At 32.9% G+C, this 19057-nt stretch carries 19 protein-coding genes; 15 read left to right on the top strand and 4 right to left on the bottom strand.

The window, feature by feature from the left end:
• Window positions 1-85 precede the first annotated feature (85 nt).
• Both KA824_RS08300 and ptsP read left to right on the top strand, forming a co-directional pair.
• Window positions 86-352 carry a phosphocarrier protein HPr gene (locus KA824_RS08300; protein ID WP_019467646.1) on the top strand — a complete coding sequence of 89 codons (267 nt, stop codon included), beginning with the start codon at window positions 86-88 and terminating at the stop codon, window positions 350-352.
• A 1-nt stretch (window position 353) separates the two neighbouring features.
• On the top strand, window positions 354-2069 hold the full coding sequence (gene ptsP / locus KA824_RS08295) for a phosphoenolpyruvate--protein phosphotransferase (protein WP_107386107.1): 1716 nt from the start codon (window positions 354-356) through the stop codon (window positions 2067-2069).
• Window positions 2070-2715: 646 nt separating this feature from the next.
• On the opposite strand, the gene KA824_RS08290 is transcribed toward ptsP, so the two are convergent.
• Window positions 2716-2955, bottom strand: a complete 240-nt coding sequence (locus KA824_RS08290; protein WP_107384420.1) for a glutaredoxin family protein — start codon at window positions 2953-2955, stop codon at window positions 2716-2718.
• Between the two features lie 200 nt (window positions 2956-3155).
• Between KA824_RS08290 and KA824_RS08285 the strand changes: the two genes are divergently transcribed.
• The 3 genes from KA824_RS08285 (at window position 3156) to KA824_RS08275 (ending at window position 6273) form a co-directional block, all read left to right on the top strand.
• A complete protein-coding gene (locus tag KA824_RS08285; protein ID WP_019467856.1) occupies window positions 3156-4508 on the top strand; it encodes a cytochrome ubiquinol oxidase subunit I in 1353 nt (450 codons plus the stop codon).
• Complete coding sequence (locus KA824_RS08280) at window positions 4508-5524, top strand: cytochrome d ubiquinol oxidase subunit II (protein ID WP_107384425.1); 1017 nt, start codon at window positions 4508-4510, stop codon at window positions 5522-5524. Before KA824_RS08285 ends, KA824_RS08280 begins: the two co-directional genes overlap by 1 nt.
• An 89-nt stretch (window positions 5525-5613) precedes the next feature.
• Entirely contained in the window at window positions 5614-6273 is a 660-nt protein-coding gene (locus tag KA824_RS08275) for a potassium channel family protein (protein WP_019467854.1), read from the top strand.
• Window positions 6274-6533: 260 nt separating this feature from the next.
• Here the strand turns inward: KA824_RS08275 and rnjA are convergent, their stop codons facing one another.
• Both rnjA and KA824_RS08265 read right to left on the bottom strand, forming a co-directional pair.
• Window positions 6534-8393, bottom strand: a complete 1860-nt coding sequence (gene rnjA / locus KA824_RS08270; RefSeq protein WP_107384419.1) for a ribonuclease J1 — start codon at window positions 8391-8393, stop codon at window positions 6534-6536.
• The gene (locus tag KA824_RS08265) at window positions 8393-8608 is read right to left on the bottom strand and encodes a DNA-dependent RNA polymerase subunit epsilon (RefSeq protein WP_019467852.1); all 216 of its coding nucleotides are present in this window, start codon (window positions 8606-8608) and stop codon (window positions 8393-8395) included. The genes rnjA and KA824_RS08265 overlap by 1 nt, the downstream gene beginning before the upstream one ends.
• A gap of 482 nt (window positions 8609-9090) precedes the next feature.
• Here KA824_RS08265 and KA824_RS08260 point away from each other — a divergent pair, with 482 nt between their 5' ends.
• Window positions 9091-9363: a hypothetical protein gene (locus KA824_RS08260; protein ID WP_107384418.1), complete on the top strand. Its 273-nt coding sequence runs from the start codon at window positions 9091-9093 to the stop codon at window positions 9361-9363.
• Window positions 9364-9416: 53 nt separating this feature from the next.
• On the opposite strand, the gene def is transcribed toward KA824_RS08260, so the two are convergent.
• Window positions 9417-9968, bottom strand: coding sequence for a peptide deformylase (def, locus tag KA824_RS08255; protein ID WP_107384417.1), 552 nt, complete (start codon window positions 9966-9968; stop codon window positions 9417-9419).
• A 122-nt stretch (window positions 9969-10090) separates the two neighbouring features.
• Between def and KA824_RS08250 the strand changes: the two genes are divergently transcribed.
• From KA824_RS08250 to KA824_RS08210, 9 genes are all read left to right on the top strand, one after another.
• Window positions 10091-10717 (top strand): YkyA family protein, encoded by a 627-nt coding sequence (locus KA824_RS08250; protein WP_107386106.1) that lies wholly within the window; start codon window positions 10091-10093, stop codon window positions 10715-10717.
• Window positions 10718-10981: 264 nt separating this feature from the next.
• Window positions 10982-12094: a pyruvate dehydrogenase (acetyl-transferring) E1 component subunit alpha gene (pdhA, locus tag KA824_RS08245; RefSeq protein ID WP_019467848.1), complete on the top strand. Its 1113-nt coding sequence runs from the start codon at window positions 10982-10984 to the stop codon at window positions 12092-12094.
• 3 nt (window positions 12095-12097) lie between these two features.
• On the top strand, window positions 12098-13075 hold the full coding sequence (locus tag KA824_RS08240; protein WP_107384415.1) for an alpha-ketoacid dehydrogenase subunit beta: 978 nt from the start codon (window positions 12098-12100) through the stop codon (window positions 13073-13075).
• Between the two features lie 145 nt (window positions 13076-13220).
• Complete coding sequence (locus tag KA824_RS08235; RefSeq protein ID WP_107384414.1) at window positions 13221-14522, top strand: dihydrolipoamide acetyltransferase family protein; 1302 nt, start codon at window positions 13221-13223, stop codon at window positions 14520-14522.
• A 3-nt stretch (window positions 14523-14525) separates the two neighbouring features.
• Window positions 14526-15932, top strand: a complete 1407-nt coding sequence (gene lpdA, locus KA824_RS08230) for a dihydrolipoyl dehydrogenase (protein WP_019467845.1) — start codon at window positions 14526-14528, stop codon at window positions 15930-15932.
• A gap of 240 nt (window positions 15933-16172) precedes the next feature.
• Window positions 16173-16451, top strand: a complete 279-nt coding sequence (locus KA824_RS08225) for a UPF0223 family protein (RefSeq protein WP_019467844.1) — start codon at window positions 16173-16175, stop codon at window positions 16449-16451.
• A 164-nt stretch (window positions 16452-16615) separates the two neighbouring features.
• Entirely contained in the window at window positions 16616-17155 is a 540-nt protein-coding gene (locus KA824_RS08220) for a helix-turn-helix domain-containing protein (RefSeq protein WP_107384413.1), read from the top strand.
• A gap of 11 nt (window positions 17156-17166) precedes the next feature.
• Entirely contained in the window at window positions 17167-18261 is a 1095-nt protein-coding gene (locus KA824_RS08215) for an ABC transporter ATP-binding protein (protein WP_107384412.1), read from the top strand.
• Window positions 18254-19057 carry an ABC transporter permease gene (locus KA824_RS08210; protein ID WP_107384411.1) on the top strand — a complete coding sequence of 268 codons (804 nt, stop codon included), beginning with the start codon at window positions 18254-18256 and terminating at the stop codon, window positions 19055-19057. Before KA824_RS08215 ends, KA824_RS08210 begins: the two co-directional genes overlap by 8 nt.

Here is a 19057-nt window from a genome sequence, read left to right as displayed (position 1 = left end):
ATAATTTGGTAATGTTATTATATAAAACTATGCTAGGTTTTATAATAAACTAACGATTCTAACTATACGAAGGAGACATCATATTATGGAACAAAAATCATATGTAATTATTGACGAAACAGGTATTCATGCACGTCCAGCTACAATGCTTGTTCAAACTGCATCAAAGTTTGATTCAGATATTCAATTAGAATATAACGGTAAAAAAGTTAACTTGAAATCAATCATGGGTGTTATGAGCTTAGGCGTAGGTAAAGATGCTGAAATTACAATCTATGCTGACGGTAGTGATGAAACAGATGCAATGGAAGCGATTACTGATATCTTATCAAAAGAAGGATTAACTAAATAATATGACTAATTATATTAATGGCATTGCTGCTTCAGATGGCGTAGCAATTGCTAAAGCATATTTATTAGTTGAACCTGATCTTTCATACGATAGTGAAAAGATTCAAGATGTCGACGCAGAAATTGCTAAGTTTCAAAATGCTATTGAAACATCTAAAGTTGAATTAACAAAAATCAGAAATAATGCCGAAAAAAATCTCGGCGCTGATAAAGCTGCTATTTTTGATGCACATTTATTAGTCTTGGATGATCCAGAGTTAATTCAACCGATTGAAGACAAAATTAAAAATGAACAAGTTAACGCACCAACTGCGCTTTCTGATGTGACTGGACAATTCATTACTATTTTTGAAGCAATGGATAATGAATACATGAAAGAGCGTGCTGCAGATATTCGCGATGTGTCGAAACGAGTTTTAGCACATATATTAGGTGTGGAGTTACCTAATCCTAGTATGATTGATGAAAGCGTTGTTATTATAGGTAATGATTTAACGCCTTCAGATACTGTTCAATTAAACAAGGAATTTGTACAAGGTTTTGTTACAAATATTGGAGGCAGAACTTCTCACTCAGCAATTATGAGTCGCTCACTTGAAATTGCTGCAGTAGTAGGTACGAAATCAATAACGGAAGAAGTTAAACAAGGTGACATGATTATTGTTGATGGTTTGACTGGTGAAGTGATAATTGATCCTACAGAAGACGAAGTCATTGCATACCAAAACAAACGCGAACGTTTCTTTGAAGATAAGAAAGAGCTTCAAAAATTACGCGATGAAGAAACAACAACTATTGACGGTGTTCATGCTGAACTTGCTGCTAATATCGGTACACCAAATGATTTAAAAGGTGTAATTGAAAATGGTGCTGAAGGTGTCGGATTATATCGTACTGAATTTTTATATATGGGTAGAGACGAAATGCCAACTGAAGACGAACAGTTTGAAGCTTATAAAAAAGTGCTTGAAACAATGGAAGATAAACGTGTTGTTGTTCGTACTTTAGATATAGGTGGAGATAAGGAACTACCATATTTAAATTTACCAGAAGAAATGAACCCGTTCTTAGGCTATCGTGCAATTCGTTTATGTCTAGATCAACCTGAGATTTTCAGACCACAATTGCGTGCCTTATTACGTGCGTCAGTTTATGGGAAATTAAATATTATGTTCCCAATGGTAGCGACAATCAAAGAATTCCGTGATGCTAAAGCATTATTATTAGAAGAAAAAGAAAATTTAACAAGTGAAGGTATTGAAGTATCTGATGATATAGAAGTTGGTATCATGGTAGAAATACCTTCAACAGCTGCATTAGCAGATGTTTTTGCTAAAGAAGTAGATTTCTTCAGTATTGGAACGAATGATTTAATTCAATATACAATGGCTGCAGATCGTATGTCAGAGCGAGTGTCATACTTGTATCAACCATACAATCCAGCAATTTTACGTTTAGTGCAACAAGTGATTAATGCTTCTCATAATGAAGGCAAATGGACTGGAATGTGTGGAGAAATGGCCGGAGATGAAACTGCTATTCCATTACTATTAGGTTTAGGATTAGATGAATTCTCTATGAGTGCTACATCAATTCTTAAAGCACGCCGTCAAATTAAAGGGTTAAGTAAAAATGAAATGGAAGAATTGGCACAAAAAGCAATTAACTGTGCTACTTCTGAAGAAGTACAAGACTTAGTAAGTAATTATACGAAATAAAAAAGATTGGGACACAAATCCCAGAAAAATAGCACTCAGATGATTTAAATCAATTCATCTGAGTGCTTCTTTTTATTCAATGCTTCGTTTTGTTGGCTCGCTTTCTTAGGGGACAGCTTCAGCCTATAGTCTTCAGCTTGTCCTATTCCCACAAGAGTCTCGCCGAAATACGTCGCATCCATATGTGATTTTACATTCAAATACTTAAAAAATTAGGTCATCATGTATAATCTAATAAACACTATTGAACTATATTAACGAGGTGCCTCATGTATAAAGATTATAATGTGACTCAACTTACACTACCAATGGAACTTCAATTCTTATTCCCACAAATGATATGTCATGACATGTTAATGAAATTGTTGAAATGATTTTTAATGAAAAAGGCAATTTCTATATTATCCAATAGATATTGTCTTTTTCACTTGTTCAAGAACTTTATGTCCTAGACGCTTTTTATAGTTATATTGAAATTTATTTGAATGGTATGGAAATGTATGCGAAGTTGAGTAGTTTTGGAGAATTCACAACTCACTAAATTGTTTATTACAGTTGAAATTAGGTTATGGTTAGTTAACCCGTTTAAAATGATGCATTAGCCTTATTTCAGTTGATTTAGTTAATGTGTTTGTATTTGAGAGGTTTAATGTGTTGTTTCAATATTTAAGGTTTGGTTAATTTTTTCCATATCAACTTGGTACATCGGTTCACCATTCAATAATATAAAAGGTGTTGCAAAAGCATCATAATCAATCATTTCATTTCGATATTGCTGATTAGCGATGTTTTTTTCTATATATTTAAAGCCTTTATCAGTTAAATAGTTTTTAATAAAGGTACAAGGAGGGCAGTCATTCTGTGTGTAAATGATGATATCAGTCATTCAACATCAATCCTTTCTACAAAGTCGTTTTCTATAATAGTAAGTGACTTTTAATTAAAATTCAAGTTATAAAATTGCATGTAATTGGTCATTAATTTGTCACTTAATTCTGAGTTTAACTAATTTTAAAACATAGCCATTGGGTTTATAATGAATGGACGTTGTGATTTTTGTCACAAATAAATTAAAAAGGTGATATTATGGATTCAGTTGAATTAGCTCGTTTTCTAACTGCAATGACACTCGCAGTGCATATCATATTTGCAACAATTGGTGTAGGTGTCCCATTGATGTTTGCAGTTGCTGAGTTTTTAGGGATTAAAAAGAATGATCCTCATTATATAACATTAGCCAAAAGATGGTCTAAAGGTTATACAATTACTGTGGCAGTTGGGGTTGTAACAGGTACGATTATAGGATTACAACTGTCATTATTATGGCCAACGTTTATGCAAATGGGCGGCCATGTGATTGCATTACCGTTGTTTATGGAAACATTTGCGTTTTTCTTTGAAGCAATTTTCTTAAGTATATATTTATACACTTGGGATAGATTTAAGAGTAAATGGACACATTTCTTAATTAGTATACCAGTGATTATTGGAGGTTCTTTCTCTGCCTTCTTTATTACGGCTGTCAATTCATTTATGAATACACCAGCTGGTTTTGATATTAAGAATGGTAAAATGATAAATGTTGAACCTTGGGTAGCAATGTTTAACGATTCATTTTTAATAAGATCTTTTCACGTTGTAACGACTGCTTTTATGACGATGGCTTTTGTACTAGCTGCCATTGCTGCTTTCAAGTTAGTGAAAAATAAGTTTAAAAAAGATGCAGAATATCATAAAAAAGCATTGAAATTAACAATGATTCTTGGCATTATCTTTACTTTAGGTTCAATGTTAGCAGGAGATTTATCTGCAAAATTTTTACATCAAGAACAACCAGAAAAATTAGCTGCGTATGAGTGGCATTTTGATACGGAATCCAATGCCGATTTAGTACTTTTTGGTTCTTTAAATGAAGAGACACAAGAAGTAACTGGAGCAATTAAAATTCCGAGTCTACTTAGTTTCTTGGCTGACAACAATGTCAATACTAAAGTGAAAGGGTTGGATGAATTTCCAAAAGAATTGCATCCTCCAATGATAGTACATTATTACTTTGACTTAATGGTGTCAATGGGTGTCTTCTGTTTAATTGTTTCAGCTGCATTTGTACTAACATTATGCTTTAAAAAATTACGGAAATTCACTTATTCAAAACCAATGCTATACGGTGCTTTATTAACAGGACCTGCAGCGATGTTAGCGATAGAGTTTGGTTGGTTCTTAACGGAACAAGGGCGTCAACCTTGGATTGTACGTGGATATCTAAAAGTGGCTGAAGCGGCTACTCAAGCAGGTGGCTTAACACTCGTAACAATATTATTTGGTATATTATATTTAATATTAATTGTTACCTCTTCTTATGTATTAATAAGAATGTTTAAGGATAAACCAGCATATGAAGAATTTGAAGTAACTTCATCGGAAAGAGGTGATGCATGATGGTATTTGCATATATAGGTATCACGGTACTATGGATATTCTTATTTTGTTATATTATTGTTGCATCAATTGATTTTGGTGCTGGTTTCTTTACGCTACACGCTAAAATAACAAAACAAGATAAAAAAATTAATCACTTGATTGCACGTTACCTTAATCCAGTTTGGGAAGTGACGAATGTTTTCTTCGTATTCTTTTTCGTAGGAATGGTTGGTTTTTTCCCAGATACAGCTAAATATTTCGGTACAGTATTGCTTTTACCAGCATCTATTGCGTTGATATTGTTGTCCATTAGAGGTGGCTTTTATGCCTTTGAAAACTATGGACCAGATACAAAACTACCGTGGCTTGTACTATATGGTTTAGCAGGTTTATTCATACCTGCAGCCTTAGCCACTACTTTAACGATTTCTGAAGGTGGTTATATTACTGGCTCAAGTAACCATTTAGATTTAAATTGGTTTGAATTATTGTTAAGTCCATATTCATGGTCAGTAGTATTTCTTGCAATTATATCCGTACTTTATATTTCGTCTGGATTTTTAACTTATTATGCTTCTAAAGCAAATGATAAACCTGCTTATGGTTTATTAAGATACTGGTTCTTATTTTGGGGACCGCCAATGATTGCTATTTCATTATTTGTATTTCTATCATTAAGATTGCAAAATGAGACGCATTTCTATACAGCAGTATTTGATTATTGGTGGATGTTTGTACTCAGCTTACTATGTTTTGCTGGTGCAATGTTACTCACATTGATGAAAAAGTGGCACGGTTTTGCATTTATCTTAGTAATTTTACAAATGGCTTTTGCGTTCTTCGGCTACGGTGCAAGTAAATTACCATATATTTTATATCCATATATTCGCATAGATGAACATGTTGTTAATAGTGGTATGGCTATTGCTTTAATCATCGCGTTTATTTTAGGTTTACTTTTATTAATTCCATCGCTAATATTATTATTGAGATTATTTGTTTTTGATAAAAAATATGTTGAAGGTAAAAAGTAGACAAATATACTTAAATACAGTAGTAATGTTTATTGTTTAAACTACTAATATTTGATATATTTCAATTATCTTATTTTTGGAGGACGCATATGGATAAAGAATATGTGGTTATAGGTTTAGGTCGTTTTGGTGGTAGTATTGTTAGAGAATTAAATGCCTTAGATATGGATGTCATGGCGATTGATATGGATGAAGCACGTGTGAATGAATATAGTGATATTGCCACACATGCTGTAATTGCTGACACAACTGATGAAGCAGTGATGAAAAGTTTAGGCATTAGAAATTTTGATCACGTTATTGTTGCAATAGGCGAAAATATTCAATCTAGTACGTTAACGACTTTAATTTTAAAAGAGTTGGGCGTTAAGAAAGTAACGGCTAAGGCTCAAAATGATTATCATGCTAAAATTTTAAATAAAATTGGTGCAGATACTGTTGTTCATCCTGAAAGAGATATGGGCAGAAGAATTGCACATAATGTAGCTAGTGCTAGTGTTTTAGATTATTTAGAATTAGCAGATGAACATTCAATAGTAGAAATTAAAGTTAGTGAAAAGATGGCAGGCCAAACAATAATAGAATTAGATATTAGAGCTCAATATGGTATAAGTATTATCGCTATTAAAAGAGGCAGAGATATTATCGTATCTCCAGATCCAAACATAAATATTGAAATTGGAGATATTTTAATTATGATTGGTCATGACAATGACTTAAACCGATTTGAAAAAAAGGTAGTTAGATAAATAATAATATATAAATTAAAGAAGGGGTAGGGACAAATCAATGGTGCCCAAACCCTTCTTTTTTAATTATTAACTGATTTTGTTAACTGGTGATCGCGATGTGAATTATGTATGTGAGATACTGTAGAGGTATACTATATCCTCATCCACAGGCAAAACAATACGTTCAAAATAGCAAGTATTTTAATATAAAAAGCACTCATCCATAGCAAATGGATGAGTGCTTTATTTTGAAAAGTTGATTATATTTTTGGTTATGATTACGATTCTGATGATTGATCCGATTGATTATCATCTTTTTTTGGTTTCTGAGTTGTGTTTTTATTATCTTTATTGTTAGAAACTTTTGTGTTTTTGTTTTGAGATTTAGTATTGTGTTTTTTAGTACTGTCTTTTTTTTGATTTGGTTTATTTTGTGGCTTTTTATTTTGAGAAGGTGCATCACCTTCATTTACTTTCATTATCACTGGTAAAATCATTGGCTTACGTGCTGTTTTCTCGAATAAATATGGTTGTAGCGTTTCAATGATTGATGATTTAATTTGATGCCATTGTATTTCTGGATTTTGGTTCAGTTTAGAAATAACATCTGTTTTGATTTTTCTTTGGGCATCATAAATTAATTGACCAGATTCACGCATGTAAACAAAACCACGAGAAATAATGTCAGGGCCTGAAAGTAGTTTGTTTGTTTTAAAGTCTATACTAACGACGACGATGACTAAACCTTCTTCAGACAATAATTTTCTATCTCGAATAACTACATTTCCGATATCTCCAATACCGCTACCATCGACTAGCACATTGCCAGATGGTATTCTTCCAGCTTTTCTAGCTGAATTATGAGTTAAAGCTAAGACGTCACCGATATCAAAGATAAACACGTTGTCTGGTTCTACGCCACATTCAATTCCTGATTGACCGTGTGCTTTTAACATACGATATTCGCCATGAATAGGCAGGAAGAATTTTGGACGTAGTAAGCGTAACATCAATTGTTGATCGCCTTTAGATCCGTGTCCAGATGTGTGAATGTTTGAAACCTTATTGTGTATTACTTCAGCACCAGCGCGATATAATGAATTTATGGTGCGGTTGATACTTTTAGTATTACCTGGAATAGGGGAAGAACTAAATACTACAGTATCTTCTGGAATGATTTTTATTTGTTTGTGTGTACCGTTAGCAATTCTTGATAAAGCTGCCATTGGTTCACCTTGTGAACCTGTACATAAAATGAGTAACTCATGTTTAGGAACACTATTAATTTTGTTTGGTTCTATAAAAGTTTCAGGTGGTGCTTTTATATAACCGAGTTCCATACCAATTTTAATATTGTTTTCCATTGAACGACCAAAAGTTACAATTTTACGGTTGTGTTTAATTGCAGCTTCGACTGCTTGCTGAACACGATAGATATTAGAAGCAAAAGTTGCAAAGATAATTCTACCACTACAATTACGGAATATCTTTTCAACATTTTGACCCACTTCACGTTCACTTAATGTAAAATCAGGAACTAGTGAGTTAGTAGAGTCTGAAAGTAAACAAAGTACACCTTCTTCTCCGAGTTTCGCCATTTTCGCTATATTTGCTGGTTCACCAACTGGCGTAAAATCAAATTTGAAATCTCCAGTGTGAACAATATTACCTTCTGGTGTATTAACAATAACACCATATGATTCTGGAATACTATGTGTTGTTAAATAGAAAGAAACTTCGAAATGTTTAGATTTGATAACGGAACTTTCTTCAATTTCAATAAGTTTTGTTGTTCTTAACAAGTGATGTTCTTCCAACTTATTTCTGATTAAACCTAAAGCTAATGGTCCACCATATATAGGCACGTTTATTTGTTTTAATAGGTAGGGCACACCACCTATATGGTCTTCGTGGCCGTGTGTTATAAACAGACCAACTATTTTGTCTTGGTTCTGTTCTAAATAAGTAATGTCAGGAATCACGTAATCAATACCTAATAAGTTATCATCAGGGAATTTGATACCTGCATCTATAATTACGATTTCATCCTGATATTCTACGGCATAAGTGTTTTTTCCGATTTCACCTAAGCCACCAAGGGCATAAACCGCAACTTCATTTTTATGAATTTGTTTCATTACTCAGCTTGCTCCACATTAAAGTGATCGGATTGTTTTTCATATTCTAAATGTGCGCCCTCAAGTTTAGTAATAAACTCGATATTGTAATTACGGTCTTTCAAATATCTTCTTACTTGTTCTTCTGATTGAGCTTCAACATAAATAGTTTGTGTGTGTTCTCTAACAACTACTTCTTCTTTGTTATGTTGAAAAAATACTTTAAATACTGCCATTATATCTATTTCCTCCTAAATTTTGGTTAAATTATTTATATAAACCCTGAAATGTATATTATTTTGTGAGCTTCTTAATTTTAAATAAAATGATATTTACTAAAAGTGTATTGAAACTACGTTTTATATAAAGAGAACATACGAGCATTTGCCCAGTATGTTTCTAGGGTCATTTTAAATTCGTTCGTATAGAAAAATACAAATAGAAAGCATTTGTATGTTTTCAGTTATTTCTCATTTTACATGATGTAGTAGAATAAATAAAGCAGTTTTATTTTCTGCTTATACTTAATATGTAGAAAAAAGTGATTCACTATATATAAGGTATTTAACTTAGTAAATTTAAACAAATCATTTTGAAATATTAAATGAATTATCAAATAGCTTGAGTCGATAATAAAAATTAATTATGATTAAAAGGAAATATAATAATTAATAATATAAAGTGAAAAAGTAATAGAGATGAAATGAAGGTGGTTGCTATGGATAAAGTGGAGCGTATTGTTGAAGATATTAAAAATGAAAAACAACGAACTGATAAGGTCTTTCAAGATATCACATTTGAAATACGTGCGGAACAAGTTATCATGTTTTTCAATTACAATGAAATCATTGATACTGTGAATGAAGATCAAAATTATGTAAAGCACAATCATGATCCGGTATTTATTGATATTCAAGAATTAAATGCTTTGAAGAAAGAATTACAAGAATTGAACATCATGTACCATGAAAGAAGAGACGATTTTATGTAAAAAGAACTGTTAGTAAACGTGTGCAATTGCCACATCTACTAACAGTTCTTTTTTTATACTTCTACTGCATCTTCATGAGGTTGCAGTGGATGTTCTGAATCTATGTGATCATAAAACATGATGCCATTAATATGGTCTATTTCATGTTGAACTACAACAGCTGGATAACCTTTTAAACGTAATTTAACATCATTACCATCTATATCTTTCGCTTTAACTGTAACTCTATATTTACGGTGTACTAGTCCTGGTACATTTTCGTCTACACTTAAGCAACCCTCACCAGTAGGTAGATAGGCTTCTTGAATGCTATGACTCATAATTTTAGGATTTACTAACATCAAGTCATAACTTTTACCTTCTCCATCATCTGGTAAATAGACGGCAATCATTTTTTTAGAAATATTGATTTGTGGCGCTGCAAGTCCAACGCCAGAACGAAGACCATATTTATTAGCAGTTTCTTCATCTTGACTATTTATTAAAAATGCTCTCATAGATTTTAATGTCTCTCTATCTTCATCTGATAATGGGACTTCGACATCTTTAGCTTTTTCACGTAGTGTTGGATGTCCATCTCTAATTATATCTTTCATTGTTAACATTTGTTCATACACCTTCCTTAATATAAAATATACCAAAGATTACCAAATAAAATACAGTAATAAATTTGATTTATTAAAATTTATTATATAATATAGCACACGAAAAAGGAGGATTTCTCAAAATGAAATTTAAATATGGTATTGGTGCCATACTAGCTTCCACAGTACTTATAGCTGGATGTACAACTGATAAAGGTGAAATAAAAGATTATAATGAAAAAATACAACAAGCATTCGATGAAGAAAAGCCTGTTTCATCAGTAGGCAAAAAACTTAATGAACTAGAGCAAAAGAAACAAAAGCTAGTGAAAAAAATCAATGGGAAAGACCAACAAGAAGCCAAACAAACTTCTGAAAAAATTGTAGATAATGTTGAAGAAAGACAAAAAGAATTTAAAAAAGAAGAAAATGCGTTAGATAATTCAGAAAAAGAATTTAAAAAAGCACAAAAACATTTAGATAATATTAGTGATGAAGATAAGAAAAAAGAAGTGAAAGAATTAAATGATGCTTTAAAAGATAAATATAAAGCACATGATAACTATGCAAATGCATACAAGAATATTATGAACAAAGAAAAAGATTTATTTGAATATGGAACTCGTGATCAAGCTAACCAAGAAGAAATGAATAAAAAGACAGAAGCTGTATCCAAATCATATAAAACTATGGACAAATCTTTTAATAAATACAAAGATGCAATGGAAAAAGTAAATAAAGAAAAACAAGATGTAGATAATTTAAACTAACTTAAAATGCTATTAATTTGAAATTTAAGGTAAATAACTATAGCATATTAAATGAGGACGCTTACATTCTTTTGGGAGTGGACACTTTGAACCTTGTAAAAAAGATAGTACAGCATGTTTGAAAATAGTGATACAGTTTTAAAACTGTACCTATTTACTGTATTACAGAACTTTTCATATTTGTTTAACAGTGAAACAGTTTTGTGATACAATGTTAAAGGATAAAATGAATTTCTATTATACGGGAAAGGTATGGTGAATTGAATGGCTCCGAAATTGAAAGCCCAATTCGATGCAGAGAAAGTATTGAAAGATACTGAATCTCAATTTGAAATGATCCAAATTTTGGATGAAGACGGTAATATCGTTAATAAAGATCTAGTACCTGATTTATCAGACGAGCAATTAGTAGAATTAATGGAAAGAATGGTTTGGACACGTATTCTTGATCAACGTTCTATTTCACTAAATAGACAAGGGAGATTAGGATTCTATGCACCTACTGCTGGTCAAGAAGCTTCACAATTAGCTTCTCAATATGCATTAGAACAAGAAGACTTTATTCTTCCTGGTTATCGTGATGTTCCACAATTAATTTGGCAAGGTCTGCCATTAACTGAAGCATTTTTATTCTCTAGAGGTCACTTTAAAGGAAATAGAATGCCTGAAGGTGTTAATGCACTAAGCCCACAAATTATTATCGGCGCACAATACGTACAAACAGCTGGTGTTGCACTTGGACTTAAAAAACGTGGGAAACAAGCTGTAGCAATCACATATACTGGTGATGGTGGTTCTTCACAAGGTGATTTCTATGAAGGTATTAACTTCGCTTCAGCTTACAAGGCGCCAGCAATTTTTGTAATTCAAAATAATAACTATGCGATTTCTACACCACGTAGTAAACAAACAGCTGCTGAAACTTTAGCTCAAAAAGCTATCTCAGTAGGTATTCCTGGTATACAAGTAGATGGAATGGATGCACTTGCAGTATATCAAGCGACTAAAGAAGCGCGTGATCGTGCTGTAAACGGTGAAGGTCCAACACTTATTGAAACAATCACTTATCGTTACGGTCCACATACAATGGCTGGAGACGATCCAACGAAATACAGAACTTCAGACGAAGATTCTGAATGGGAGAAAAAAGATCCATTAGTTCGTTTCAGAAAACATCTTGAAAATAAAGGTCTATGGACTGAAGAGAAAGAAAACGAAGTAATCGATCGTGCGAAAGCTGAAATTAAAACTGCTATTAAAGAAGCGGATAATACAGAAAAACAAAAAGTTACAGACTTAATGGAAAATATGTATGAAGAAATGCCTCAACATTTAGCAGAACAATATGAAATCTATAAAGAGAAGGAGTCGAAGTAACCGATGGCACAAATGACAATGGTTCAAGCGATTAATAATGCGCTTAAAACCGAATTACAAAATGATGAAAATGTCTTACTTTTCGGTGAAGACGTCGGTGTTAACGGTGGTGTATTCCGTGTAACTGAAGGATTACAAAAAGAATTCGGTGAAGACCGAGTATTTGATACACCTTTAGCAGAATCTGGAATTGGTGGCTTAGCTCTAGGCTTAACTACACAAGGTTACCGTCCAGTTATGGAAATCCAATTCTTAGGATTCGTATTTGAAGTATTTGACTCTGTTGCAGGTCAAATTGCGCGTACACGTTTCCGTTCTGGTAACTCAAAACAAGCACCAGTAACTATCCGCGCCCCATTTGGTGGTGGTGTACACACACCTGAATTACACGCAGATAATTTAGAAGGTATCTTAGCTCAATCACCAGGATTGAATGTAGTCATCCCATCTAGTCCTTATGATGCAAAAGGATTATTAATTTCTGCAATTAGAAGTAACGACCCAGTTGTATATTTAGAGCACATGAAATTGTATCGTTCTTTCCGTGAAGAAGTGCCTGATGAAGAGTATACAATTGAAATCGGCAAAGCGAGTGTCAAACAAGAAGGTAATGATATTACATTAATCGCTTATGGTGCCATGGTACAAGAATCATTAAAAGCTGCTGAAGAATTAGAAAAAGATGGTCATTCAGTGGAAGTTATTGATTTACGTACGGTACAACCAATCGACTTAGAAACGTTAGTTGCTTCAGTAGAAAAAACTGGACGTGCAGTCGTAGTTCAAGAAGCACAACGTCAAGCTGGTGTTGGAGCTACAGTTGCTTCAGAATTAGCAGAGCGCGCAATTCTGTCATTAGAAGCACCAATTGCTCGTGTAGCTGCTGCTGATACCGTTTATCCGTTTACTCAAGCTGAAAATGTTTGGTTACCAAACAAAAACGATATCGTTGAAAAAGCAAAAGCAACATTAGAATTCTAATAAATATTAATAAGTTTGGGATAGCTTTTAAAATGTTATCCCAACTTCATTGATTAATAATAAAACAGCATGAGATTGCGAATCATAAGTTTCGTTCTCATTTTCTAATTTTTGACTAAATATGAATTTTTAGGAGGATAATAACGTGGCATTTGAATTTAAATTACCCGATATTGGTGAAGGTATCCACGAAGGTGAAATTGTAAAATGGTTTGTTAAAGCTGGAGATACTATCGAAGAAGATGATGTTTTAGCTGAAGTCCAAAATGACAAATCTGTAGTAGAAATTCCATCACCTGTGTCAGGTACAGTGGAAGAAGTACTTGTAGATGAAGGTACAGTTGCTGTTGTCGGAGATACAATTGTTAAAATTGACGCGCCTGATGCAGAAGATATGGAATTTAAAGGTAGCGATAGCAGTGAATCTACAGATGAAGCTGAAGCAGAACCTGCTAAAGAAGAAAGTTCTGAAGCAGCGGCAACTACACAATCATCAGCTGATGAAGATGTAGATGAAAATAAACGTGTTAAAGCTATGCCTTCAGTGCGTAAATATGCACGTGAAAATGGCGTGAACATTAAAGCAGTTGTAGCTTCAGGTAAAAATGGACGTACAACTAAAGAAGATATTGATGCATACTTAAATGGAGATACAAGTGCAGCTTCAACTGAAAGTGCAAGTGAAACTGCAGAAGAAACTTCTGCGAGAACAGCACAATCAGCGCCAGTTTCTAGTGAAGGTGAATTCCCAGAAACAACAGAAAAAATCCCTGCTATGCGTAAAGCAATCGCAAAAGCAATGGTTAATTCTAAACACACTGCACCTCACGTAACTTTAATGGATGAAATTGATGTTCAAGAATTATGGGATCATCGTAAAAAATTCAAAGAAGTTGCGGCTGAGCAAGGTACTAAATTAACATTCCTACCTTATGTAGTGAAAGCTCTTGTTTCTGCACTTAAGAAATATCCAGCACTAAACACAGAATTTAATGAAGAAGCTGGAGAAATTGTACACAAACATTATTGGAATATTGGTATTGCAGCTGATACAGACAGAGGTTTATTAGTACCTGTTGTCAAACATGCTGACCGTAAATCTATGTTCCAAATTTCAGATGAAATTAATGAATTAGCTGTAAAAGCACGCGATGGCAAATTAACTTCAGATGAAATGAAAGGTGCTACTTGTACTATTAGTAATATTGGATCAGCAGGTGGACAATGGTTCACACCAGTTATAAATCACCCAGAAGTAGCTATCTTAGGTATTGGTCGTATCGCTCAAAAACCTATCGTTAAAGACGGAGAAATTGTAGCTGCACCAGTATTATCATTATCATTAAGCTTTGACCATAGACAAATCGATGGTGCTACTGGACAAAATGCAATGAACCATATCAAGCGTTTATTAAATAATCCAGAATTATTATTAATGGAGGGGTAAAACATGGTAGTTGGAGATTTCCCAATTGAAACAGATACTATTGTAATCGGAGCAGGACCTGGAGGATATGTTGCAGCAATTCGTGCAGCACAATTAGGTCAAAAAGTAACAATCGTTGAAAAAGGTGAATTAGGCGGTGTATGTCTTAACGTTGGATGTATTCCATCAAAAGCATTATTACACGCATCTCACCGTTATGATGAAACTAAAAACTCTGAAAATTTAGGTGTTATTGCTGAAAGTGTTTCACTTAAATTTGACAAAGTTCAAGAATTCAAACAATCAGTTGTTAAGAAATTAACAGGTGGTGTTGAAGGATTATTAAAAGGAAATAAAGTAGAAATCGTTAAAGGTGAAGCTTATTTCGTAGATAACAATAGTTTACGTGTTATGGACGAGAAGAGTGCTCAAACTTATAACTTCAAACATGCAATCATTGCAACTGGTTCAAGACCAATTGAAATTCCTAATTTCGAATTCGGTAACCGTGTTATTGATTCAACTGGTGCTTTAAATTTACAAGAAGTTCCTGGTAAATTAGTAGTAGTTGGTGGCGGTTATATCGGTTCAGAACTAGGTACTGCATTTGCAAACTTTGGTTCAGAAGTTACGATTTTAGAAGGTGCTAAAGATATCTTAGGCGGCTTCGAAAAACAAATGACACAACCTGTTAAAAAAGGCATGAAAGAAAAAGGCGTTGAAATTGTTACTGAAGCAATGGCTAAATCTGCTGAAGAAACAGATAACGGTGTTAAAGTAACTTATGAAGTTAAAGGTGAAGAACAAACGATTGATGCTGATTATGTATTAGTTACTGTTGGTCGTCGTCCAAACACTGATGAATTGGGCTTAGAAGAATTAGGTCTTAAATTCGCAGATCGTGGATTATTAGAAGTAGACAAACAAAGCCGTACTTCTATCGACAACATTTTTGCAATTGGTGATATCGTTCCTGGGCTACCATTAGCTCATAAAGCGAGCTATGAAGCAAAAGTAGCTGCTGAGGTTATTTCTGGAGAAGCATCAGAAGTGGATTACATTGGTATGCCTGCTGTATGTTTCACAGAACCAGAACTAGCACAAGTAGGTTACACTGAAGCGCAAGCGAAAGAAGAAGGATTAGAAGTTACAGCTTCTAAATTCCCTTACGCAGCAAACGGTCGTGCATTATCATTAGATGACACAACTGGTTTCGTTAAATTGTTAACACTTAAAGAAGATAATACACTAGTTGGTGCACAAGTAGTTGGTACTGGTGCTTCTGACATTATCTCTGAATTAGGCTTAGCAATAGAAGCTGGTATGAATGCTGAAGATTTAGCATTAACTGTACATGCTCACCCAACATTAGGTGAAATGTCTATGGAAGCTGCTGAAAAAGCTTTAGGATTACCAATTCATACAATGTAATAAATTAATAAGTATAAATAGTTACACTTTAGATGTTTTATCTTAAATGGTTATGGAAGTAATGAACGATATTACTGTTCTAGTGTTTTCAAATCATTGTATAAATGTTTAAAGCTTACAACAAATATATAGGGGCGGGAATAAGGAATCAATTTATTATATTTTGATTTCTGTCCCGCTCTTTTTTTACATCTTTTAAAATTTTGGTAACTATTTGTTAATTAAAGGGAGGATAAGTATATGGAATATTCATATCCGATTGATCTTGAATGGACAAATGAAGAAATGATGCAAGTGGTTGCTTTTTTTAATGCTATTGAAAAATACTATGAATCAAAAGTTGAAGGTAAAGTACTGTTAGAACGTTACAATCAATTTAAAAAAATAGTTCCAGGTAAAGCTCAAGAAAAGCAAATATTTAAAGAATTTGAAAAACAAAGCGGCTACAATAGTTACAAAGTAGTAAAATCAGTCAAAGATGCGTCAAATCAAAAATATTTTAGTTCAAAACAAATTTAACTATTGTCATCTTAGCTATATTTTGATATTTTTATTAAGCACTAAACAAAATGTTTGATAAAAGTAAACAAAATATAGTTTTTTTGTATAAATAATGCTCACGTTTTGGTTAACTATTGTTCCTTTAATGTGCAAAATAAGAAATTATAAAATAAGGTGACAGAATGAAGATTGGAAAAAAATTAAAGAATCTTAGAAATATTAAGCAACTCACTCAAGGTGAGCTGGCAGAGCGTACAAATTTATCTAAAGGATATGTTTCTCAAATTGAAAGTGAACATGCCTCGCCAAGCATGGAAACTTTTTTTAATATTTTAGAAGTATTAGGTACTACCCCTCGTGAATTTTTTTACGATTCAGCAAATACTAAGGTGTTATATAAGAAAAATGAACAAATTCATTATGATGAATCTGATAAAGGATATTTACTAAACTGGCCAATCACACAATCGAATAACTTTGAAATGGAACCATTAATACTTACTTTAAAACCTAATGCGTCATATAAAAGTTTTGATCCATCAGATTCCGATACATTTATATATTGTCTACAAGGTGAAGTTTCGCTTTTATTAGGAAGTGATTATTATCACGCTGAAGAAGGGGATGCGTTATATTTTAAAGCAAACCAAATACATAGATTAAAGAACCTTACGTCACAGGATGTGAAAGTTCTGGTTGTTGCTACAGCATCATATTTATAGGAGGACAATACATGAACCCTTTATTGACATTCCAATCAGTAAGTAAAGCTTATGATGGAACACAAATATTAGATAATATAGATTTGAATATTGAGTCTGGACATTTTTACACATTATTAGGCCCTTCTGGTTGTGGGAAAACTACAATTCTGAAATTGATTGCAGGCTTTGAACAAGTTGATCATGGACAAATCGTTTATCAAGGAAAATCGATTAATCAAGTTCCTGCTAATAAGAGAAAAGTAAATACTGTTTTTCAAGATTATGCTTTATTTCCGCATTTGACTGTATTTGATAATATCGCATTTGGATTAAAAATAAAAAAATTAAATAAGGAAGTAATTAAAGCTAAAGTGCAAGAAGCTTTGAAATTAGTGAAATTAACTGGTTTTGAAAATAGAATGATAGATGGCATGAGTGGTGGACAAAAGCAACGAATTGCGATTGCGCGTGCTATCGTAAATGAACCTGAGATTTTACTTTTAGATGAATCATTATCGGCATTAGATTTAAAATTAAGAACTGAAATGCAATATGAATTAAGAGAGATTCAATCTAGATTAGGTATTACTTTTATTTTTGTGACTCATGATCAAGAAGAAGCATTGGCACTGAGTGATTATATATTTGTTATGAAAGATGGGAAAATACAACAATTTGGTACACCCACTGATATTTATGATGAACCAGTAAATCGTTTTGTTGCTGATTTTATTGGAGAATCTAATATTTTGAAAGGTACAATGGTCAAAGATTATGTTGTTAATATTTACGACCAAGCATTTAAGTGTGTCGATATGGGAATTCCTAGTCAACAACAAGTTGAAGTCGTAATCAGACCAGAAGACATTGCGTTAGTAAACCCCAACGAAGGATTATTTGAAGTGACTGTTGATTCCATGTTATTTAGAGGTGTACACTATGAAATCAATTGTGTAGATAGAAAAGGTTATGAGTGGATGGTGCATTCTACAAAGAAAACTGAAGTAGGTAGCAAAGTAGGTTTGTTTTTTGAACCAGAAGCGATTCATATTATGGTGCCGGGCGAAACCGAAGCAGAGTTTGATGAACGTATTAATAGCTATGAGGTTAATGATAATGCGTAAAATAAACAGATTTTTATTTATACCATATATCTTATGGATGGTTTTATTTATCGTTGTGCCAGTCATTTTGCTAATTTATTTCTCAATGATTGATATACATGGTCATTTTAGTTTAGATAATTATAAACAAATGCTGACACCAAAGTATTTTTTGATGATATGGGACTCTATATTGTACGCTGTGTTAATTACGATGACTACGTTGCTTATTAGTTATCCAGCAGCATACTTTATTCGTACAGCAAAATATCAGAATTTATGGTTATTGGTATTAATTATACCCACTTGGATTAATTTACTTCTAAAGACCTATGCATTTATTGGCTTGTTCAGTCATGATGGTATTATCAACCGAATATTATATAGTTTGCATTTACCTAAAGCGGAACTTTTATTTACAGGTCCTGCCTTTATAATTGTAGCCAGTTATATTTATATACCATTTATGATTTTACCAATTTTTAATAATATGAAGGACATACCAAATAATTTATTACAAGCCTCAAGTGATTTAGGCGCTAGTAGACTAATGACATTTAAAAAAGTAATTATGCCTTTGACTAAACGTGGCGTATTAACAGGGGTGCAAGTTACATTTATTCCTGCGCTTTCTTTGTTTATGATCACAAGGTTAATTGCTGGTAATAAAGTCATTAATATTGGAACGGCGATTGAGGAACAATTTCTTGTAATTCAAAACTATGGGATGGGTTCAACTATTGCGTTGTTTCTCATTCTCTTCATGGCTTTTGTCCTAATCATTACAAATAAAAAATCTACAAATGGAAAAGGGTGA

This window comes from Staphylococcus sp. GDY8P198P (assembly GCF_017891615.1).
GTDB classification, from domain to species: domain Bacteria; phylum Bacillota; class Bacilli; order Staphylococcales; family Staphylococcaceae; genus Staphylococcus; species Staphylococcus cohnii.
This window is presented reverse-complemented; position numbering and strand designations above follow the sequence as displayed.